Genomic DNA, 23,487 nt, shown 5'->3' on the forward strand with positions numbered 1-23,487 from the left:
TTGGAAACGAAAATATAAATGCTCTTATCATGGATGAGTTTAATGTTTAATAAAAGATACGACATAAAAAAGCGGCAAGTTCCTGACATACACGGGAACTTGCCGCTTGGCATACATAAAATTAGAATGGTACCGGCGGTGTACCATTACCCTGCAATCGCAGCGGTACAAAAAAGTCATGCTCCACTTCACTTGCTGGCAGTGGACGACTGAAATAATATCCCTGAATCTCCCGGCAATCATTCTGCATCAGAATATCCAGTTGGCCTTTCGTCTCAATGCCTTCCGCAATGACTTCCATCTTGAGATTCTGTGCCATTGATATAATGGTCGCCACAATGGCTTGATCGCTGTGACTCTCTGTAATGTCCGTCACAAACGAACGATCAATCTTGAGCTTGTGAATCGGGAAATGCTTCAGATAACTGAGTGAACTGTATCCCGTACCAAAATCATCCAGGCTGATCTTGACACCCAGTGCTGTCAGTTCATTCAGGATCGCCGTGGATACGGCTGCATCCATCATCATGCTCTCTGTTATTTCCAGCTCCAGATATCGAGCATCCAGCCCTGTCTCCAAGAGTGCATTCTTGACCTGTTCTACCAAGTTGGATTGGTGGAACTGCTGGCTGGACAAGTTAACCGATACCGGAATGAGTGGTCCGCCACTGGCATGCCAGAGTTTCATCTGCCTGCATGCCTCCCGCAGCGTCCAATTGCCAATCTCATAGATCATGCCTGTCTCTTCTGCAAGCGGGATAAACACATTGGGTGCGAGCAGACCTTTGAGTGGATGGTTCCAACGTATAAGAGCCTCCACACCAATCATTCGGCTATCCTCGGTACGAATCTGTGGTTGATAGTACAGGACCATCTCATCGCGTTCCAAAGCTTTACGAAGATAACCCTCCAGCTCAATGCGTTCATATAGTTCCGAATCCAGTTGGGCAGTGTAGAATTGGAAACCATTTTTGCCGTTTTTCTTCACTTCATACATGGCGGAGTCCGCATGTTTCAGCAAAGCATCCACGCCCACTCCATGATCCGGATACATCGCAATTCCAATGCTGGCGGTTACGTAAAAGTCATTCTCCTTCAGTCGATAAGGTAACTGAATGGCTTCAACAATCTGTTTTGCAAGTTCTGCCACTCGTACTTCTGTCGCTTGGTCCTGGGTCACAACGAGTGTGAACTCGTCACCGCCCATCCGGGCCAGCATGACATTCTCCATAGCCAAGGGATCAGAAGTTTCTATGGCTTTCATGATCCGGTTGCTGACTTCTCTTAGAAATACATCTCCAATGGAATGTCCCAGCGAGTCATTAATCATCTTGAAACGATCTATATCCATCACCATAACGGCAAAAGAATTCCCTTTTTCTGCTGAATCGTTAATCGTACAAGCCAGCACATCATCCAACTTGCGCCGATTGGGCAGCCCCGTCAACGGATCATGCAAAGCTTGGTGACGAATCTTCTCCTGAGCCTGTTTCTCCTCCGTTACGTCTTTGATCAAAATGTGACTTCCCACATGTCTGCCATCAATGACAACAGGAACTACAACAATACTAAGGTCCAGAAGTTCACCCTGTACGTCTCTCATTTTGGCCATGTAGTGCGCCTGCTCCAGCCCATGATCATCCCAATCGATGGAATCAAATTCACTTATCCACTCTATATCGATTTGCTGAGCAATCTCATCAATGGAACGATCCATGACCTCTTTTTCAGGATATCCGGTGATTGTTGTTACAGCAGCATTAATCCCTTTAACAATACCTTCCTTGTTCACTGAAATAATGGCATCTGAATGGTTATGATACAAGGCCTGATACCATTGCTCGTTCTCATGAATCCGTTGATCTTTCTGTGACATTCGCTGATTGATAAATATGCCAAACAACGTCAAGCCCAAAGCAATAAATGTGCCCGAAGCGATCAAGTAGGCGAGAATGCCTGGCTCAATCTGCATACCTGAACTTACCATGGAGCCATGTGAATGATGGAAATGTGCGGCTGACATCCCGGTATAATGCATGCCAGAGATTCCAATACCCATAATGAGACCGCTGCCCACCTTGTAAACCCAGGTATGTCTTGATTGATGATAACGGAAGAAAAACATGAGCCACAATGCCGCAAATGAAGCAAGCGCTGCAATCAGAATGGATAACACCACTCTGCCTGGTTCATACGTAACCGGAGTTGACATCGCTGCCATTCCCACATAATGCATCGAGCTGATCCCTGCTGTCATCAGTACTCCAGCAATCATGAGTTTGCTTATCCTGCCCGACTGTCTACCCGCAATGTTCAAGGCCACCCCCGATGCGACAATAGCAAGTAGAACAGATAAAACAACCTTACCGGTGGAATAGGAGACTTGCGTAGGCAGAACAAAAGCCAGCATACCTACGAAATGCATGGACCAGATTCCCAGCCCCATCGATACTGCACCGCAGCTAAGCCATACATTCCGCGCCATCCCGCTAGCCTGACTTACACGGCCTGCAAGGTCAAGGGCAGCGTATGAAGCTAACGATGCAATAATATAGGATAAAATAACAAGTTCTAAGTTGTACGTACCATGTAGGTGCTCCACTCACTCTGTCCTTTCAACCGGGAAATGCCTTATATGTATGCAAAAATGTAAAAAAGAAGCGAGTGCGCTGTCTGGATGACAGGCACTCCCTCCGCATCATTTGACTCGTGACCACAGACTTAGTTGAAGCCGTTGTCATACATTGGAACCCGTTTATTTGAATGTATATAGTCTAAACGTCCCAGCCTTTAAAATCAACACTTATTTCCAGATATACAATGTTGAATAGCTAACATTCTCATATTCTAATTCACAACTAAATATTCTATTTACGAGTCAATAACAGACTGCCAAAACCGGAAGTATCTTGATAAGAATTACCTGATGAATCACTCCAGATGGACACACTGCTTCGCTTGCCATCTCCCGCGCCATCATCATTAACTTGAAGATCAAACCCAATCCATCTTTGCTCTTCAGCACGAACGCTATCCAGTGGGATTGCCACTTCAACTGTATACCCTCCGCTTGTTAATCGGGTAGCTGATTTGAAACTTTCTTTCCGTGCATTTCCACCAAAAGAAGTCTCATTATCAAAATTGACCCGGTACTGGGCATCATCCTCCTGATAGAATGTTGTCTGATCTTTGCTCGGGTCGATAAAAATTTCAATTGAATCCTGCTCATGTGCATTAGAACTTAATTTGCTTCGCAAAGGATCTTTCACATCTGCCAATACGTACAGGTATTTCTCATCCCATAACAGCTGTGCAGTCGCCGTTGCACCGGAGTTTCCGACCACCCAGACATCCGTTTTAACAGATGCAGCCTTTTTCCAGACGTTATCCTTTTTCGCATCAATGACAGGTTTGCCATAAGTGACCTTGGTTTGTTTCAAGACAGAACCAAGCTTCAGTTTGCCCCGGTTGGCTGGTTTGTCGGGCTGTTGATTGGAAATATCATTCCAAACAATGGTCGCTGTCTTTCCAGCAGCATATTCATCCGTAATCCGAAAATCCAGAGACAAGACCTGGCCTTCGGTAAGTAAAACAGATGACATAGGCAGTGATGCGTATACAACATACCCGGTTTTTGTCTCCTGTACGTTGTAAGTATTTTTATCTTTGCCTTTACCGCCATCCCGTTTAAATGTATATTGACCATTTGCAGACGGCGGATTTTTCTTCTTGGCAGACAGATCAGCTTCAGAAGTTGCAGCGCCTGTCCCCTTGACTTCTTCCGCGAGGAAAACCTCCACCTGATCCCCTTTGCGACGTGTAGTATCCTTCACTTCCACTCGTAAATTCACCTTTTTGGCATCCCACATCATACGAGCCTCACCCGTAACCGCAGATGTACCATCTGCCAGATGATTAATTTCGAGTCCTTTCACAGCACCCCAAAGAATGTCTTCCTGTCCTTTGTGATTCGGGAAAGAAGGGCTGGCCTTCAATGCTGTCCATTCATTACGATAGATCGGAAGGGTGGTAGGGTCCACCAGTGCCCAAAATGCCGGTTTTGCTTTTAATTTACGATCAAATAACAATGGTGCATCTTTGCGTCCTTTGACTGGATGATTATCAAGCCATGTACCATCATCCGCAAGTCCCCATACTGTAACGCTGTCCATTACACCGCGTTTTCCCAACTCGTCGAACAGGTCGAACAGTTCACGATAACGATAAGCTTGTTGCAGCATTAATTCATCTGTGACAGGCATCTCCAGTTCAGAATTACTCGAATAGATCGAAACGTCCAGCTCTGTAACCTGTACATTTACACCAAGAGCGATCACTTTCTCAAAAGCCTCACGAATGAGCTTTACATCCGGTCCGTACATGGATACATGCATCTGGAATCCAACCGCATCAATCGGTGTTCCTTTGGCAAGCAGCTTCTCTACAAGCTTCACCATATCATTCACCTTGTTTCCATTGCCCTCCATTCCATAGTCATTAATCACCAGTACAGCATCGGGGTCAGCCTCACGTGCATATCGGAAAGCCAGCTCAATGTAATCACTGTCATCTCCATCACCATCTACATCCCCAATAATATCTCTCCACTTGGAGTTACTGGCCTCATTCCGCAAGCCTCCTCCGTCTGAGATGACTTCATTGACGACATCCCATGTATGAACCCTTCCTTTGTACCGGGTCACGATGGTTTGAATATGGGTTTTCATCCGTGCAAGCAACTGTTCCCGCGTGGCAGGTTTCGATGCATCGTTTGGATCTGTAAAGAACCACTCTGGCACCTGACTATGCCATAACAGCGTATGACCTCTGATTTCCATGTCATTTGCTTCGGCAAACTTCACCAGGCGATCTGTCTCTGACCAGACAAACTGTCCTTCCTGAGGCTGCATCGCATCCATTTTCATAAAGTTTCCAGCTGTAATACTATTAAAATGTTTCGTCAACAGCTGAGAATGCGGATCTTCCGCATCCAGTGCAGACTGGTCGATTGCCGCTCCCATTGCATAGTGTTGTCCCACAACATCCACTAGATTTGGAATGTTCGGCTCTATTTCAATTTTTTCGGCTTCCGTAATCAGTACATCATCCACGTAAAAAGTAATCGTATCCGCCGGCGTCACTTCCGCTGACGTCTTCCAAGGTGTCTCTGCATACATGCGGAATCCGGTGATGCCGCTATTTTCTCCGGGGATCACCACATCCGCCTCGATTTTTTTCCACTGTCCTTTGTTCAGAGTTGCAGAGGCAAACGTAGCATATTCTCGACTTGAAGCGTCGTTATTGTACTCTTTCTCCAGTGAACCGTTAATAACCTGACTGTCCGGTCCTTCATCGTACATGGCCCAAAACGAAATATGAACCGTGCTGCCCTTCTGTACATGGTCTATTACTTCAATTAAGGGTCCATGGAACGTTTCAGTACGGGAAGAGGTTCTCAGGCTGCGTGTACTGTCGTGACCTACTTGCGTTACGATATCAAGCTTTTCACTCGCACGTGGACGCCATTGTCCCAACACACCATCTTCAAAATCAGCCTTGAACAGTACTTCATCATCGCCAGTCTTAACGTCCGCAGCCGCAGCACGTGTCCCTCCTGTTCCCACACTTGGGAACAAACTGAAGATCAATACAGCCGACAAGCACAAGCTCCACCATTTTCTCAAATGCATCCGATCTCCTCCTTGGTTGGTTGTTTGTGAAGAGTAACCTTTGTTCTGTCATGCGCCAGCCCTTTACAAGATCGTTGTGCAGGATTGGATAGACGTTATTCAATAGAAATTGTAAGCACTTTCATTATACGATTGCCAGCGAACTTTGTTTACCCGTTAAACTATAGGACTTATTCTAAAAACTTTACAATAATACAAAACGACAAAAAGCACAGCTTCTTAGCTGTGCTCCGTGTCACCGTCATTACATATTTACACTTTTAAAGGTGCTGTCGTCTGACGAACCACCAGATTGGAAGGTTCCGTCACCACGGGAGGAGAATAAGACGGATTCTCGATCATAGCAATCAGATATTCGATGGACTTAATGCCAATGGAATAGATATTCTGATTCACCGTGGTCAACCCCGGTTTGAATACCTCAGCATAATACGTGTTATCGAACCCGACAACCGAGATATCTTCTGGTACACTCAGTCCATGCTTTTCAATTTCATGAATCGCACCAAAGGCAGACATGTCTGATGCACAGACAATTCCCGTTGGTTGATCCTGAAGTGCCAGCAATCGTCGGGCAGCCTTGCTTCCCCCGTCGAAGGAATAATCGCAGATCTCCAGATATACCGTAGAATACGGGATGCCGCATTCTCGCAGCCCTTCCCGATATCCTTCCAATCGCAGATTGGCTACGGCAGGTCCAAGTGTCCCTGAGATATAGGCAATTTTGCGGTGCCCAAGCTCATGCAGATGTTTGACACCCATCGAGATCCCGTTCGCGTTATCCGTAGTAATGTAACCGGCACGTTTGCCTAACATGTCTGTATCAACAAACATCGTCGGAATCTCTGCATCCACCAGTTCCTGAATACTCGCGTTTTCTCTGCCTTCCCCGAATACCACAACCCCATCCACATTACGACTGCGGCAATGTTTGATGAACGAGTACGCCGGATCATCGAATCGAGTAGACAACCGGACCAGATCATATCCACTGTTCTCCAGCGCTGTCTTGATCCCTTCCAACAACTCTGAGACAAAAGGGTTCGTAAACGGAACTGTTAACAGTACTCCCACCGTCCATGAACGGCGTTTGACAAGTCCACGTGCGACCACATTGGGTTGATATTTCAATAATTCGATGGCTATATTGACTTTTTTGCGTGTTTTTTCACTTACATCAGGATAATCGTTTATCACTTTGGAAACGGTTGCAACAGATACTCCCGCTTCCTTGGCTACATCATGGATAGAAGCCATCTGATCACCTCAACCTCTTTCAAATCCCCTGTCTCCGGCTGCATTTTCTATAACATCGGCAGGTTTGTCTACCCATTATAGCTTAAAACAGCCTGAAACGGTATGGAAGGTTCCTAATGCTTTTAAGCTCTATTCCTGCTGTTCCAGATTCTTCAAATCCAGAGACAGTTTCTCCATTGTTGTTGCAAATACAGCGAGTTCAGCCGAGCGTGAAGCTTGGCTACGTGCTCCGCGAGACGTATGATCCGACTCCTGCTGCACACTGCTCAGTTTCTTCATGATCTGCTCCAGATTAGACTGAATTTTACCCTGGGCATCCCGGGAACTGGCTGCAAGCTTGCGCACCTCACTGGCAACTACTTCGAAGCCACGTCCAAACTCTCCTGCATGAGCAGCTTCAATCGCTGCATTCAGACCGACAAGATGACTCTGATCCGATATTTCGCGAATGAGTTCACCCATTTTTCCGATCTGCTGGATCTCCCCTGTTAATTCCGTGAGCAGAACCTGAGCCTGATCCTGAGAAGCCGCTGTTTCTTTGGCTACACTTGATATAGCCATTGCACTTTCATTTAATTCACTAATCATGCCTGTAAGCTCTTGAGTAATCTGCGTAATCGCCTGTAATGTATGTTGTTGGTCATCGGCAAGCTGATGTAACTTTTCTTTTTCTTTCTTCTCATAGGCTTCAAGGACAAGCTGTGAATCCAGATTAAACATTTTGCTGAGCGCCTGAATGACAAGATGCCAGGAATCAGGGATAACCTGTTGGAATATGCTCGTTGCAATATCCAGGTAGACCATATAGGTACCCAGATAATAATCTTCGGACAGACCAATCCGTGAATGCACAAGTCCAATCGCAATCCGTTGCTCAATATATGCGTCGTCCACGATTCCATCCGTCATTGATAACCAATACATCTTCTGTGTTTCTTTTAGACGATCAATCGTAGAGAATCGGGCGATCAGATCTACCAATTCAGGATAATTCCCCACATGATTGTAGAAATGATCCACCACTTCCTTAACGACTTTTTTAAAAACAGGCCGATGTTCGGCAAGCAATGTTAGATCCCCTGCGGTTAATCCCATGTAATCAAGTTGCTTCTGTCTTGTTGCGGAAATACTGCTCATATCTGGTTCAGTCAGCTCCTTAATAAACACTAAATTACTTTAAATTGTAAATATATGTATTGATTATAGACTAAAATACCTAAATATACATATACCATTAGAACTAATTCTCTTTAAAATTAACCTTATTTGTCAGCTTTTTAGACTAATATGACCTTCATGTAATTAAAAAGGCCCTGACCCTGCTGTGAAGGAGCCTCACAGCAGGCATCAGGAGCCTGATCCGGAATGGTTCGTTGCCGATTAGCGATTAAGCAGACTACCCACATAACGTAACAGTTCATTCGCGCTGGCTGCGGTGTATCCATGTTCCTCAATTAAGCGTTTAATGACTTCATTCATACGTTTCAATTGTGTTGCATCCGGTGTTTTGGTTGAAGTTGTGATCTTGACGATATCTTTCAGATCGGTGAACAACTTTTTCTCAATCGCTTCACGCAAACGGTCATGGCTGCTGTATTCGAACTTGCGCTCCTTGCGGGAGTATGCTGAGATCCGGATCAGAATCTCTTCTCTGAACGCTTTCTTTGCATTCTCGGAGATCCCGATCTGTTCCTCAATGGATCGCATCAGACGCTCATCCGGATCCATCTCTTCATCCGTGAGCGGGTCACGAATCTTGGACCAGTTGCAGAATGCTTCAATGTTATCGAGGTAATTCTCGAATAACGTTCTTGCCGACTCCTCGAATGAATAGACAAATGCTTTCTGCACTTCCTTCTTGGCCAGTTCGTCATACTCCTTGCGTGCAAGAGCAATGAAGTTCAGATAACGCTCCCGCTCTTCCTTTGTAATCGAAGCATGTTGGTCCAGACCGTCCTTGATGGCCCGCAGAATGTCCAACGCGTTAATGCACTGAAGATTTTGCTTGATCAAAGCACTGGAGATCCGGTTAATGACATACCGTGGATCAATGCCAGACATCCCTTCATCCAGATACTCATTTTGCATCTCGCGCAGATCAGCTTCTTTGTATCCTTCCACTTCTTCACCATCATACATGCGCATCTTTTTAACGAGATCCATGCCTTGTTTCTTCGTTTCCTTCAAGCGGGTAAGTATCGAAAAAATGGCTGCAGTCCGCAGTGCATGCGGTGCAATATGAACATGCTTCATGTCACTTTGCTGAATGAGCTTGGCATAGATTTTCTCTTCCTCGGACACTTTCAGATTGTACGGAATCGGCATGACAATCATCCGGGATTGCAGTGCCTCATTCTTCTTATTGGAGATAAATGACTTATACTCCGATTCATTCGTATGCGCCACAATCATTTCATCCGCACTGATTAAGGCAAAGCGTCCTGCTTTGAAGTTCCCTTCCTGCGTGAGCGACAATAGATTCCAGAGGAATTTCTCATCACATTTCAACATCTCCTGGAACTCCATTAATCCACGGTTTGCCTTGTTCAACTCCCCATCAAAACGATAGGCACGTGGATCGGATTCGGAACCAAACTCCGTAATGGTGGAGAAGTCGATACTACCCGTCAGATCGGCAATATCCTGTGATTTCGGATCGGATGGGCTGAACGTTCCTATTCCCACGCGATTATCTTCGGAAACAATGACCCGTTCCACCGGCACCTTGCTGATATCACCACCATATTCGGTACGGAGTCTCATCTGGCAGGATGGGCAAAGATTACCCTCAATACGGACTCCAATTTCCTTTTCCACTTCAGGACGAAGCTCCAGTGGAATCAGATGCAGCGGTTCCTCATGCATCGGGCATCCATCAATGGCGTATATGGCACCTTTCTCTGTCCGCGAGAACTGTTCAAGCCCCCGCTTCAGCAGCGTCACCAGCGTCGATTTCCCTCCACTTACGGGACCCATCAGGAGCAAGATCCGCTTCCGTACATCCAGACGGCGTGCTGCCGAGTGAAAGTATTCTTCAACCAACTTTTCAATCGAACGGTCCAGTCCAAAGATCTCCTGTTCAAAAAACTTGTACCGCTTATGCCCACCTACTTCTTCAACCCCAAACGATTCAATCATCTCATACACTCTGGCGTGAGCCGTCATTGCCGGAGTCGGGTCCTCTCTCAGCAGTGCAATATAATCTTCAAATGTTCCGTTCCATGTCAAACGGTCACTCTCTGCCCGATGTTCCGCAACGCGTTCAAAAATATTCATGCTTGGTACCTCCCATGGCTCCTTTAGTGTGATTGTCAACCATTCCGAATGGTATGAAGAAATCAATAGAATTGCGGCTCCTGCTTGAATACCAATCTTGCGGTCCTGTGTAGTACCGCCACCCTCTGTCCAAACGTCTTGTTTTGTTGTGAAAAGTGTATTACATACCTATGCGGCAATTCGGATAAGTTGACCTCTTTTTTTCAATCAACCGCTTCGAATTTTGGCTTTTCCCTGTTCTATCAGACATCTTGTGCCTTCAGAAAAAAAAGAACGAATATGATATAATGAGGGTTCTAAATTCAGGAAACCGGACAACACATGGTCAGAGACAGGCCACTTCTGGAAAGGAGCACGGACGATGGCAGTGAAATACGAAACCGAATTATATTCGCCTGTGAAGGCTTTCTTCGAGCAGCGTGGCTTCGACGTCAAAGCGGAAGTCAGACATTGTGACCTCGTAGGGGTCAGATCCGACCAGGACGAACCACTCATTGTGGAGATGAAAAAAACATTTAACCTCTCCCTGTTGTTACAGGGTATGCAGCGCTTGAAGCTTAGCCCGTTCGTGTATCTGGCCGTCGAGCGCAACCGTAGCAAACGTGGAGCCGTGAACCAACGCTGGAGCGAACTGACCGCACTATGCAGACAACTTGGTCTGGGGCTGCTGACTGTCACATTTTACAAAACCAAAGCTCCCTTGATTGATGTATTGTGCGAGCCCTCCGCCCTGATCCCCCTCACTGGCCGCAATCAGGTTGCCCGTAAAAGCGGAGTTCGGCGGAAACGATTGCTCAAGGAATTCGACGAACGAAGCGGAGACTACAATACGGGAGGCAGCACACGAAGACAGCTGGTCACAGCATATCGTGAGAAGGCTTTACGTGTCGCATCCGCTCTACGAACGAACGGAGAAGCCTCTCCGGCCAACCTTGCCAGACAGACAGGCGTAGGTTCTGCAGCAGCGATTCTGCAAAAAAATTATTATGGCTGGTTTGAACGCCTCTCCCGTGGAAAGTACATTCTGACAATTAAGGGAGTACAGGCGTTAACCGAGCATGCACACATGCTTGAGGATAATGATATGATTGAACGAACCATTAATGAACTCGATGTAACGTATTCTGTATCTGGTGAAAATAAGGACGACCTTGCACACATCGCTGAAACAGCGGAGCAGTACTTGAAAAATACAGGCCATATCTGAACCGGAATCATCTGAAGTAACGGATGTGAAAAAAATGAGAATGCAAAAAAAACACCTGTAATCTCCACTGGAGACTACAGGTGTTTTGATGTGTTCTATATAGAAGATTGTTATTAGAATTTTACTGCTACTTCGGAAGCCAATTTCAGACCTGCAGTAACGATTTCTTCAGCACGATCTGCAGAAGCGTTATGTCCTTCAACGATTACAAGCTCAGGGTTTTGAATGCCCCAGAAGTTCAATACGTTAGTTACATATTTAACGGACATTTCAGCAGATGCCATTGGCTCTACGGAATATACGCCACCACGAGCATTCAGCAATGCCACTTTTTTGTCGCCTACGAGACCTACAGGGCCTTCAGCTGTGTATTTAAACATTTTACCAGCTTGGCTCAGGTAGGAAATGTAGTTCACCAGTGGAGCCGGAACAGTGAAGTTCCAGAGCGGGAATGCAAATACCACTTTGTCTGCTGCCAAGAATTGATCTTGCAATTGTGCAGCCAGTGCTGCAGCTTTTTGCTCTTCGGCAGTTGCTTCAATGCCGTTTGCTGCTTTGTAGCCACCAGTAATTACAGTGTTGCCATAGTAAGGAATATCTGTATTGTAGAGATCCAACTCAGTAACTGTGTCACCTGGGTGGGACTCTTTGTATGCGCTCAAGAATGCATCGTACAATTTAACGCTGACTGCTTGATCAGCAGGACGGTCATTTGCTTTAACAAATAAAATATTAGACATGTTGAATTTTCCCCCGTTAGATAAAATATATGAGTGCTTTTTCTAAACCGGCCACCATTGTAGCTTATATAAAGAAACCAACAACTCATTAATTCATATTATATATAAAAATGTTAGTGGATGCAATAACGTAATCACTTTGGTCATGAACCAATTTTAATTTTTGCTACAAAATCTATTTTTGATCTGACTTAGCTACGAGCCGTAAACTCGGAAATGGCTTCACTGATCAGGTTCATGCCAAGCAGCAATTCATCCCGGCCCGGATGGCTAAAGTTCAATCGGATGTAACGTTGATCCTGTACACCTGTGGAGCATAGTGATCCAGGAAGAAAGGATACACCTTTGGGCAAAGCCGCCTTAAGCAGAGCGCCACTATCCAATCCTTCCGGCAACTGTACCCACAGATACATTCCGCCCTCAGGGGTATTGTACTGACACCCTTTCCAGCCCGGCCTCTTCAACAGTTCAAGCATCAGTTTGAGTCTTGTCTTATACTCCCGATTCAACATCGATAGGTGATCACTCCAACGAAATGGGGAATGGGCAAGCAATTGATACAACAGCCGCTGATTCATCGGACTGGACTGACCATCTGCAATTCGTTTAACCGAGGCCATTGCCTGAATCAGCGCAGGATGTCCAGCGGCCCATCCAGTTCGAAGAGCGGGCGCTACTGTTTTGCTGAATGAACCAATGTAGAGAACATGTCCACCCTGATCGGCAGTATCCAGTGCAAAAAGTGAAGGATATTTACGATAGAATTCCACCGGCTCAAGGCCATCGAAATGGAGCTCTCCGTAAGAATCATCTTCCACAAGCAGTACACCATAGCGCGAACACAGCTCAAGGACAGCCTCCCGCCGCTCCATACTCCATAAAGCACCGGTCGGATTCGAAAAACTGGGTGCAGCAAAAAGCAGCTTCGGTCTAACCTGCTGCATGTGATGCTCCAAAAGGTCTGGCAGTATGCCGTCCCGATCACCCATTACGGGCACAATCTTGGCTCCTTGCATCTCCAATACCTCAAGACAGCCTGGAGATGTGGGATGTTCAACCAGTACAGAATCTCCTGGCTCAAGCAATAGACGCATCACCAGATCGATGGCCTGCTGGGTACCAGTGGTCAACAGAATCTGCTCGGGTACCGTTCGTATGCCTTTGCGTGCATTCCAGTCTTTGTTCAACCACTCTCTTAGGGGTGTGTAGCCTGCTGGCTCTCCATATTGCAATGCGGAGGGGCCTGAACTAAAGACCGACACGGCTGCTTCTTCCAACAATTTGAAAGGAAACAACTCCTCCGCAGGCAATTCTTCTGCCAGAGAAATGAAATAATCCCTGCCAGACATCTCACGTATATCCCTCAGTGGTGATGACAAAAGCCTGTTGGTACGGGAAGCAAAGAAATATTTCATCGATCCGTTCCCCTTTCATCCCTATTCCGAAACTGTACTCGCAGTCCGCAGCCCTACAACCTATTCCTGCTCGCCATCGAATATGACCGGATGCATACCGAACTGTTGTGATTATGGGAAGAACAAACCTGTTTCGTCAGGATCCCGTCTTCACTTGTCTTGCATGCAAGGCATAACGTTCAATGGCCTGTGCTCTACTGCTTACTTCCAGCTTCACGTATATTTTACGCAGGTAATTATCAATGGAACGTCTGCTAACGTTGATCTCATTCGCTATTTTATCATAGGTTACACCCTGAACAATTCTTTCCATGATAAAAGTTTCGGTTTCTGTTAATTCAATGACACGTGCTTCTGTCGGAGACTCCACAGGTTGCGCCCACTCCGCACTGTTTAACCACGACAATGGAATGGACACATGGCCCTCACGTAACCCAGAGATCAGATGAATCAGCTGGCTAGGGGAAGCCTGTTTGGATAACATACCGCTTGCACCAAGGCTCATCAGATGACGAAACAGCTTCACATTGTCTTCATCCGTCAAAATAATGATGTGACTGTGAGCTGACAGATTCTTCATCTGGGCAATATATTGATCTGCCTGACCCTCCGGAAGACGATAATCCATCAGAATCAGATCAGGCTGGTGAATATTCACCAGATCGAGCCCTTCTGTTCCGGTCGAAGTCATGCCACGTACCGTCAGATCTTGCTGCTCTTCCAAAATCAATTTTGTACCGAGCATGCTGGTGGGGTGGATATCTATGATGACCACCTGCCATACTTTTTTCATTGTTGTTCCCCCTGTTATGTATTGGACAAATAACTTTTAAATTCTGTCATGATGATTTCATCGTCTATGCGACAATCCGAGTATAGAAGAAGCATAGGTCGGATTATGTCGAAAAACAGAAAAATACAGGAGGCAGCCGATAAAAAAGCTCTATTTTCACTGTATTTTGTTATAAAAACACCATGACGTCCATCTTCCCATTCCCGGAAAGGTCAAAATATAGTATAAATTTCCTGCATTTCTATCTAAAAAAGTCGAAAAACCTGCCCAAAGTTCCTACTTATTGCATCTATAAGAAATTGTATCCTAGGACTTCCTTCCGATGCAATCTCTTTTTACTCTATTAAGTAAAGAATTTCATTTTTGCGTAATCAATAGGGGCATGATAGAATGAGGACTGGAAATTTTTTTGTACCTATAAATGACCAGGAGTGATGATATGAAACCATCTGCCCCGTCCTCTGACATCCATCACACCCGGAGCGCCAAAGGCAAGGCTGGATCTTCAATCAAGCTGTTTCTGGTAATGTGGATTGTTCTCATTGCACTAGGAGTCGTTGGAACCTACTATTATAGTAACCATCTCCAGCAACAGATGATTAACCAGCTTCAAGCCCATAATCAGCAGCAGATTGCAGCGCTAAAAACCGACTACGAAAATCAGCTAACAACGATATCAAAGGAAGTGGAAGACCTGCAGGGACAGGTTCAATCCTTCAATGAATTGCTGACTTTCACCAAGGATAATGCAAGTGACAAAACGGATAACAGCAACAAACTGTATACCCAGCTGAGCGAAGTCAAAAAACAACTGGAGACACTCCAGAAAAAGATGGACCTGCTCAAATGATTACACCCGTCAAACAGGTTAATCGTTTTTTTATGCTTGCACTCGCTCCTTTTGTTGGATTGATATTATGCCTGCTGCTGCTTCGTCCTCCACTTGAACCCGGAGGTTTGATGCCTACCGAACTGTCAGAGGATACGATTACACCCCGGACCCAAGCAATTAGCCAAGAGCTTGCGGGGGCAAAAGATGCTGCTGTCCAGACTTCTTCTTCTATTAAAAGAACGACACAGCTCTATAATAAAACAACAAGTACGATGTCTACACTTGTGCAGAAGGCTTCCGCCCAAGCGGATCGTCCGGAAACGATCTACAACAAACGGATTTCATCCAAGCTTGGCGTTCCATTTGAACGGGTAGACAGTGATCGGCTAACGATTGAAATGTACAGAGTGAATCCTGGCAGCTATAAGGGCTATGCCATGAAGATCAAGCTAAAAGACCCTACGGCCATGCAGATGGCTCTAGACAGTGAACCTGGGCGTTCTGAGACGACCATGCAGGCTGTGAAGCGTAACGGTGCAATTGCCGGGATTAACGCAGGTGGATTTGCTGACAGTGGCGGCAAACGTTATCCACTTAGCACAACCGTCATGGACGGGAAGTACGTGAATGGTTTTCAGGCCAGTTTCAAAGATTTGTTTTTTGTAGGACTTAACGATACCGGCAAACTTGTCGGAGGCAAGTTCTTCGACAAAAACTCACTGGATCGCCTGCAACCACAATTTGGGGCTACGTTTGTACCCGTGCTGCTACAGAATGGACGTAAAACCGCAATTCCCGACAAATGGAAAGTATCACCCAAACGAGCACCACGTACAGTCATTGGCAATTATAAGGATGATCAGTTATTGATTATTGTGGTCGACGGATATAATGAGGGCGGAAGTTCCGGTGCTACCCTTGAAGAGTTGCAAGGGCGGTTGTTCAAGCTTGGGGTGATTGACGCCTATAATCTGGATGGCGGTGGATCATCCTCGCTTATTCTGAATAATCGGGTCGTGAATAACCCTTCAGATGGCAGCCTCAGACCGGTACCCACACACTTTTTATTTTACAAATAATAGGGTGAAGCATTTCTTTTCTACCTATAATGGTTATAATAGAAGAAAATGAGCTTGTGCAGGAGGTGCGAAGGGTATGTCATTTTCACTGACATTCTGGATTATTGCAATCGTATTGACTCTCTTCATTACAGGCATTCTCACTTCATCCTACAACAATGACAAAACAAAAGGCTTGTAAAGGCCAAGCCTCTCTCCGGAGAGAGGCTTTTTCTATTGCTTCATCCTCGAAATAGCAAGAGACAAGGCTTAAAAGAATGATTCGATTCTTCTAAGCCTTGTCTCTTGCTGTATTCGGGATCAATAGCTAACCGCCCGGTCATTCCGCATAGATATAATCGAATCAGACGGAATAGGCCCATTCACCGACCCACCCTCAACTAATGTCACATAAATTCGTTCATGATCGACGGGTTCTCCAGCAATAATCTTGATCAATTGTTCAGCAGCGAGCGATCCCCACTTGCGTTTGGAATAATCAATGCTTGCCAATCTCGGCTGGACATACTTGCTCAATTCAATATTGTCAAATCCGATGACATCAATCTCCTGACCAACGCCAAGTGCACTGTCTGCCAGACGATCACACAAGCCAATAGCCATCTCATCATTGAGGCAGAATACCGCTGCGGGTCCATCATACACCTGCACAATCTGATCTGCGGCTTGTTCTCCACCACTCTTCTCAAAGTCTCCCGTGATCTCAATCCATTCCACATCGGCTTCACGTTCCGCAACCTGTCTCACAGCCTTTAACCGCTGCACAGAGTCAAATGAACCTTCCGGTCCTGTCACCACGTAGATTTTCTTATGTCCCTGTTCAATAAGATGTTCCATCGCAAGTGTTGCCCCGGCCTTATTATCCAGCAGAACCTGATTAATGTTGGGATGATCCATCTCACGGTCCAATACAACAATTTTGTGCCCACGATCGGCATACTGCATTAGTTCCTCACTTGCAAACGTATGATCCAGAATGATCGCACCATCAATCATCCTCTCTGGAAGCATGCGATGGGACTGTTTACCACTGCACACGATCAGGTCATAGCCTTGAGCATTACATACGGATTTCATGCCACTCAGCAAGTCTCCATACACATCTCCTCTAAAATCGGTCAAGAAAACACCTAGAATTTTGGATTCCCTCTTCTTCAGTGTTCTTGCTGCGGCATTTGGAACATAGTTCAGTTCTTTGGCAATGGCCAAAATTTTGGAACTCGTCTCATCGGTCACTTTGTTGCTGCCATTCAGCGCATATGACACAGTAGAGATGGAAACTCCCGCCTGTTTGGCGATATCCTTGATACTGACCACATTCTTCGCTCCCCTGTTATGTTCATCAGGCCTTCCATAACAAAAGGCCTGACACATTACTCTTTACATTCACAAGATTAAACAAGTCTGAATGATTTCTTCTGAGTATCCCGACTGTTTGCACCCACAAGAATATGGAACTCGCCTCGATCACTGCGGTAGCTTAAGTCAGAATGGTGATAACGAAGCTGTTCTTCATTTAACGTAAACGTGGCTGTACCACTCTCGCCTGGCGCCAGTGCAAGCTTCACATATCCTTTCAGCTCACGCATAGGACGAACGACTTCACCCGTTACATCACGAACGTACAACTGAACGGTCTCCACGCCTGCGCGCTCACCCGTGTTCGTTACACGTACTTGAATGCTCAGGGACTCTTCGGTAGTCATCTCATTACTTGACACTTCAAGATCACCATAAGAGAACGAAGTGTATGAGAGACCATAACCGAACGGAAGCAAAGGTTCATTCGGGCTGTCAATGTATTTGGATACGTAACGTTCTTCCGTCTTCTCCGGGTTCAGTGGACGACCTGTATTGAAATGGTTGTAATAGACCGGAATCTGACCTACGGACTGCGGGAAAGACATCGTCAGACGTGCAGATGGATTCACTACACCTGTCAGAACATCTGCGATCGCTGCTCCGCCTTCACTACCTGGGAACCAGGCTTCAAGAACAGCATCCGATTCATCGATTACACCATGCAGATCCAATGGACGGCCGTTGAAAATAACGCTGGCAATAGGTTTTCCCGCTGCTTTGAGCTGTTTAACCAATTCCAATTGGGCTGCTGGCAGACGAATATCCGTGCGCGAGCCACCTTCTCCACTCATCTCGGAGTCTTCACCAAGAGCAAGGACAATCAGATCTGCTTTGCTTGCCACTTCCAGGGCTTCGGCAATCTGCTCAGCTGTAATCGTATGAACATTACTGCCTTGAGCAAATTGAACTTTCCCACCCGTCAGGCGTTCTTGCAGAGCTGTTCCCAATTTAACTGCATCTTCCTTAACCCCTTCACAGGACCACCAGCCCAGAATATCAGGACTCTGTGCAAAAGGACCAATGAGGGCTACATTAGCATCAGGTTGAAGTGGAAGCACGCTGCCATCATTTTTCAACAGGACAGCCGATTTGGTTGCCAGTTCATACGATACCTGACGGTGCTCTTTGGAGAATACAATCTCACGTTCACGTTCAGGATCAGCTGCACGAAGTGGGTTATCGAACAATCCCAGCTTTTCTTTCAGTTGCAGAATTCGCAGAACGGCTTCATCAATGAGCTTCTCATCCACTTCACCACTCTCAATCAGTTCAGGCAAATGATGCACATAACAAGGTGTCATCATCTCCATATCTACTCCTGCGCGAATGGCACGATATGCCGCTTCACGATCATCTTCCGCAGCACCATGCGCAATCATCTCGCGAATGGAAGCCCAATCCGAGATCAATACACCATCAAAGCCCCACTCGTCACGCAAAATGCCGCGCATTAACTTCTCATTGCCACTTGCCGGAATACCGTCAACCGTATTGAACGAAGTCATGACCATCTCCACGCCAGCATCCAATGCTGCTTTGTACGCTGGCAAATAATACTCACGCAGGTTACGCTCAGACATGTCCACCGTATTGTAATCCCGACCACCCTCAGCCGCTCCATATGCCGCAAAGTGTTTAACACAGGCTGCAAGACGATCTGGCTCATCCTTCAAGCTATCGCCCTGATATCCACGTACAAACGCAGCCGCAAACAAACTGTTCAGATAAGGATCTTCTCCTGTCGTTTCCATCACACGACCCCAGCGTGGGTCACGAACCAGATCCACCATCGGTGCAAAGGTAACATGCAAACCGGATACAGCTGATTCACGTGCTGCAATTTCAGCACTTTTCTCAGCCAGTTCTGTGTCCCATGAACAACCGATCGCCAGTGGAATCGGGAAAATAGTTTTGAATCCATGAACTACGTCAGCCATGAACAAAAGCGGAATGCCCAAACGGCTTTTTTTCATATAAGCTTGCTGTACATCAATGATAGCCTGCGCACCGGACAATCCCAGAATGGACCCACTGGCATCCACGGACTGCTCCGTAATTCCCATCTCTTCCATTGGCCCTGTGATCTGACCTTCCACATTCGTTCCTTCATAGAAGTTGGCAGTCAACTGAAGAAGCTGTGCTGTTTTTTCCTCCAACGTCATCTGTTTCACCAAGTCTAGCAACTGCTCGTTATTCATCAATAGTATCCTCCACTACAAGTTGTTGAAATAAAGAACCCGGCTGCGTTCGGGGAGAGACCGCGCACCGGGTTCAAAATTAATTACTGAACGATTACTAGAATTTCTCGTTTAGCTCATCCAGATAAGGTTGAACCAGGGACATTTTACTGTTCACCCATTCTTTCCAGTTAGCCTCCAGATCTCCGCTTTTCAGGATCAGGTTGGCATATTCGTTCTGGTAATCGAATGAAGCTTGACTCTTAGCTTTGGAATCGTACAGGTTGATATCCCAATCATATGCTGCAAGTGATTTGCCTTCTGTACCGAGTTTTGCTTTTTCTTCGAACAATTTCACGGCTCTATCACGGTAATCTTTTTTGATTGCAGGGTTTACAACACTGAAGTCGTCACCCAGCAGATACAGACCTTCGAAACGTGCTGGATATTTATCTTCCAATACCGTTCCTTCTGGCAACAAGCTAACGAGTTCGTTGTTTTCATCATATTTCCAATCTTTTCCTTCAAAGCCCATGTTGATGAGCAACTGTCCTTCTTTTGTTGCGGAGTAATCGATCAGATCCATGATCCGTTCGAATTTCTCGTCACTGATGTCCGGATTGAAGATCAATGCAGACCAGAAGTTGGCTTGCTCCATGTTACGGTATTTCCCGTCATCGCCTACTACGATTGCTGTGTGTACCAGTTCATCACTATCTACACCCAGATTTTTTTTCATATCGGAATCCAGACCTTGTCTGTACGAAGCCAGTCCGCCCAGACTTGTTACAGCAGCTGTACCTGTTACTTTGAAATTGTTTTGACCTTCATTGTTTTTCCATGTGTAGAACTCAGGATTGAGCAGTCCATCTTTATAGGCTTTTTGCATCAATTTAAGTCCTGTCAGCGTTTCAGGATCTGCTGGTCCCCAGTGGAATTGGCCATCTTCACCTTTGTAGAACGGAGAGTCAGTCATGGCATGCACACTGTTCGGCATAATCATGTTTGTCATGGCATCTGCCGCATTGTAGGACAGAGGTACAAGTTTGTTACCCACTTTGCCTGGATCTTTTTCTTTCACTAGTGCAGCATATTCATTCAATTCGGTTGTTGTATAAGCATCTTTCAGTTCAAAACCAACCGCTTCAGCCCAGTCTTTACGAAGCGCAATGACACCAATTTGGTTCGTGAGTGGGTCAGCTGGTTTGTTCTCGAAGTAGATTGGTCTAGGCAGGACATATGTTCCACCCGTCAATTCTTCCAACTTGTCTCCAAGACCCGTCAAATTGTAAGCTGCTGCCACGTTAGGCCAGCGTTCTTTCCAGTCATCCGGGAATTTGTAGAACAAACCTTGTTCAATGCTGTTAATGGCATCGCCATGTACGTAGTTCCATACCGCTACATCCGGCAAGTCGCCAGAGTTGATCCATAGACGAAGCTTCTCGCCCCATGAATCCCAATCAATATAGTTGTAGTCCCAAGTTACATTGAATTTGTCTGTCCAGAACTTGTGGAAGTCATTATCCAGGTTCCCGTTTTTGATTTCTGTCAGGTTAGCTACAGAGATGGTCAGGTTGTCTTTGTAATTTCCCTCTGCATCTTTTTCGTTACCACCTGAAGCTCCTTGGCTGGAACAAGCGGTCACCATCAGCATAACTACACTAAGCGTGATGGCAAAGAGAGCTCTTACTGACAACTTTTTGTTCGTTTTCATGTTTTACCCCCATGTTTTTTAGTAGAATTTTATTGCAAAATCCTATACGTATATCAGGTCTTGATTGCCCCTGTTAATACCCCTTTGGCAAAGTGTTTTTGCAGCATTGGGAAGAAACACATAATTGGTACCATGGTGACAAATACGGCCGCCATCTTCATACCCATTGAGAAGTTGCTTGCCTGGGCAGCATCCACACTGGATGCATTGGATGCATTCGTCGTAGATGTCACGATAATATTTCGGAGTACATTCTGGAGCGGTAACTGATCCGCTTTTCGAAGGAATATCATCGCATCATACCAACTGTTCCAGTAAGCCACACCGTAGAACAACGTGATTGTAGCCATAATTGGTGTAGCCAGCGGAAGAACAACAGAGAACAAAATTCTCCACTCTCCGGCTCCATCCAGTCTCGCCGATTCCATGAGTGATTCAGGCAAGGTGTAGAAGTAGTTCATCATCAGAATCATGTTAAAAGCACTGAAGCTTCCCGCCAGAATGACGGACCACAGCGTACCTGTAAGATGAAGTGATTTCATGATCAGGTACAGCGGCACGATACCACCATTAAAGATCATGGTGAACAGTACCAGGAAAAAGAGAATTTTCTTAAACGGAAATTTGTTGCGACTAAGGCCATATGCCATGCTTGTTGTCAGGAACAAGCTGAGTGGCAAGCCGATGACTAGCAATATAATTGTATTTTTGTACCCCGACAGAATTGTTCCGTCAGCGAACAATGCCTTGTAGGAATCCAATGTCCATTCTTTAGGGAACATCAAAAATGGATTGTCAGCATATTCTTTTTGTGTTGCAAACGAGATCATGATGACATTCCAGAACGGAATCAGGATCATCAGGGCAAGCACTAGTAATACGGCAAAAATAATGTAATCGAGAAGTGTCATTTTTTCTGTACCAATTCTCGGTTTTTTGTTAGCTTTCTTGCTCATCTCATTTTTCCTCCTCTCTTATCGGAACAAACCGTCTCCGCCAAGCCACTTGGCAAATCTGTCAGCAAGAAGCAGCAAGGCCATATTCACCAGGGAACGGAACAAGCTGACCGCTGTCGAGAATGAGAAATCGGTTGATGACTGGAACGTAATCCGATAGATATATACATCGAGTACTTCCGATACATTTTTGGTAGCGGCATTTGCCAAGTTGAAGATCTGGTCAAATCCGGAAGACATCAATCCACCAACCGAGAGAATAAACATGATTGTGATGGTTGGAAGGATGTTCGGTAAAGTAATTTTGAACATCTGTTGCATACGGGAAGCCCCGTCAATCTGTGCTGATTCATACTGATCCTGATCAATACCGGAAATGGCAGCCAGGAATATAATCGCGCCCCATCCACTTGATTTCCAAATATCAGTCAACAGCAACATGGGTACAAAGTTGGATTCAGACCCCAGGAAGTTAATCGTTGGCAATCCGAGTAATCCGAGCGCGCTGTTTACCAGTCCGTCATATGCCAGCACATTGATGACTACCCCGGATACGATGATCCAAGACAGGAAGTGCGGGAACGTAAGAACGGTTTGGAATAATTTTTTCCCTCTGCGCATCCGCAATTCATTCAACAACAGCGCCAGAATGATCGGGAATGGGAACTGAATAATCAGTTTCAGAATATTGATGTACAGCGTACGCCATACTGCGTCGATAAAGGTTGGATCACGGAAAACATATTTGAAGTTCTCGAATCCGCTCCATGGACTTCCCCAGATTCCCAGGTTGGCCTTGTAATCTTTGAATGCCAGAGACAGGCCACCCATCGGCATGTAGGCAAACAGAATTAGCCAGACAAGCCCCGGAATAAGCAGGGTGTATGTCATTCGGTGCTTCCAGATTTCAGTCCAGAGCGAATTGCCCTTCACGTTTCCCTTCAGCTTTTTGCTAGGTCCTTCGGCTGCAGGTTTCACATTGCATCTCC

16 protein-coding genes are annotated in these 23,487 nt (G+C 45.8%); 3 read left to right on the top strand and 13 right to left on the bottom strand.

Annotation, left to right across the window (positions count from 1 at the left end; translation table 11 throughout):
• Nucleotides 1–121: 121 nt before the first annotated feature.
• From QF041_RS11330 to QF041_RS11350, 5 genes are all read right to left on the bottom strand, one after another.
• Nucleotides 122–2,602, bottom strand: coding sequence for an EAL domain-containing protein (locus QF041_RS11330; RefSeq protein WP_307414141.1), 2,481 nt, complete (start codon nt 2,600–2,602; stop codon nt 122–124).
• Nucleotides 2,603–2,867: 265 nt separating this feature from the next.
• Nucleotides 2,868–5,690: an endo-1,4-beta-xylanase gene (locus QF041_RS11335; RefSeq protein ID WP_307414143.1), complete on the bottom strand. Its 2,823-nt coding sequence runs from the start codon at nt 5,688–5,690 to the stop codon at nt 2,868–2,870.
• Between the two features lie 252 nt (nt 5,691–5,942).
• Entirely contained in the window at nt 5,943–6,947 is a 1,005-nt protein-coding gene (locus QF041_RS11340) for a LacI family DNA-binding transcriptional regulator (RefSeq protein WP_307414146.1), read from the bottom strand.
• 129 nt (nt 6,948–7,076) lie between these two features.
• Nucleotides 7,077–8,084, bottom strand: coding sequence for a globin-coupled sensor protein (locus tag QF041_RS11345; protein WP_307414148.1), 1,008 nt, complete (start codon nt 8,082–8,084; stop codon nt 7,077–7,079).
• Nucleotides 8,085–8,327: 243 nt separating this feature from the next.
• On the bottom strand, nt 8,328–10,223 hold the full coding sequence (locus QF041_RS11350; RefSeq protein ID WP_036610009.1) for a PrkA family serine protein kinase: 1,896 nt from the start codon (nt 10,221–10,223) through the stop codon (nt 8,328–8,330).
• A 361-nt stretch (nt 10,224–10,584) separates the two neighbouring features.
• On the opposite strand from QF041_RS11350, the gene QF041_RS11355 reads away from it, so the two are divergent.
• The gene (locus QF041_RS11355) at nt 10,585–11,430 is read left to right on the top strand and encodes a DUF2161 domain-containing phosphodiesterase (RefSeq protein WP_307414150.1); all 846 of its coding nucleotides are present in this window, start codon (nt 10,585–10,587) and stop codon (nt 11,428–11,430) included.
• 113 nt (nt 11,431–11,543) lie between these two features.
• Here QF041_RS11355 and QF041_RS11360 read toward each other — a convergent pair whose 3' ends face one another.
• The 3 genes from QF041_RS11360 to QF041_RS11370 all read right to left on the bottom strand — a co-directional run bounded on the left by QF041_RS11360 (nt 11,544) and on the right by QF041_RS11370 (nt 14,378).
• A complete protein-coding gene (locus tag QF041_RS11360; protein WP_307414152.1) occupies nt 11,544–12,170 on the bottom strand; it encodes an FMN-dependent NADH-azoreductase in 627 nt (208 codons plus the stop codon).
• A gap of 191 nt (nt 12,171–12,361) precedes the next feature.
• On the bottom strand, nt 12,362–13,585 hold the full coding sequence (locus QF041_RS11365; RefSeq protein WP_307414154.1) for an aminotransferase-like domain-containing protein: 1,224 nt from the start codon (nt 13,583–13,585) through the stop codon (nt 12,362–12,364).
• A gap of 136 nt (nt 13,586–13,721) precedes the next feature.
• Complete coding sequence (locus tag QF041_RS11370) at nt 13,722–14,378, bottom strand: response regulator transcription factor (RefSeq protein WP_017689577.1); 657 nt, start codon at nt 14,376–14,378, stop codon at nt 13,722–13,724.
• A 439-nt stretch (nt 14,379–14,817) separates the two neighbouring features.
• On the opposite strand from QF041_RS11370, the gene QF041_RS11375 reads away from it, so the two are divergent.
• On the top strand, nt 14,818–15,228 hold the full coding sequence (locus QF041_RS11375) for a uroporphyrinogen-III C-methyltransferase (RefSeq protein ID WP_017689578.1): 411 nt from the start codon (nt 14,818–14,820) through the stop codon (nt 15,226–15,228).
• Nucleotides 15,225–16,289, top strand: a complete 1,065-nt coding sequence (locus QF041_RS11380; RefSeq protein WP_307414157.1) for a phosphodiester glycosidase family protein — start codon at nt 15,225–15,227, stop codon at nt 16,287–16,289. The genes QF041_RS11375 and QF041_RS11380 overlap by 4 nt, the downstream gene beginning before the upstream one ends.
• A 300-nt stretch (nt 16,290–16,589) precedes the next feature.
• On the opposite strand, the gene QF041_RS11385 is transcribed toward QF041_RS11380, so the two are convergent.
• From QF041_RS11385 to QF041_RS11405, 5 genes are all read right to left on the bottom strand, one after another.
• Complete coding sequence (locus QF041_RS11385) at nt 16,590–17,606, bottom strand: LacI family DNA-binding transcriptional regulator (RefSeq protein ID WP_307414159.1); 1,017 nt, start codon at nt 17,604–17,606, stop codon at nt 16,590–16,592.
• Between the two features lie 77 nt (nt 17,607–17,683).
• The gene (gene bglX / locus QF041_RS11390) at nt 17,684–19,849 is read right to left on the bottom strand and encodes a beta-glucosidase BglX (RefSeq protein ID WP_307414161.1); all 2,166 of its coding nucleotides are present in this window, start codon (nt 19,847–19,849) and stop codon (nt 17,684–17,686) included.
• Between the two features lie 97 nt (nt 19,850–19,946).
• The gene (locus tag QF041_RS11395; protein WP_307414163.1) at nt 19,947–21,542 is read right to left on the bottom strand and encodes a type 2 periplasmic-binding domain-containing protein; all 1,596 of its coding nucleotides are present in this window, start codon (nt 21,540–21,542) and stop codon (nt 19,947–19,949) included.
• A 53-nt stretch (nt 21,543–21,595) separates the two neighbouring features.
• Nucleotides 21,596–22,498, bottom strand: coding sequence for a carbohydrate ABC transporter permease (locus QF041_RS11400; protein ID WP_307414165.1), 903 nt, complete (start codon nt 22,496–22,498; stop codon nt 21,596–21,598).
• Between the two features lie 18 nt (nt 22,499–22,516).
• Entirely contained in the window at nt 22,517–23,476 is a 960-nt protein-coding gene (locus tag QF041_RS11405) for an ABC transporter permease (RefSeq protein ID WP_017689585.1), read from the bottom strand.
• Nucleotides 23,477–23,487: the final 11 nt, after the last annotated feature.

The sequence above is a fragment of the Paenibacillus sp. W2I17 genome (assembly GCF_030815985.1).
In the GTDB taxonomy this organism is placed as follows: Bacteria; Bacillota; Bacilli; order Paenibacillales; family Paenibacillaceae; genus Paenibacillus.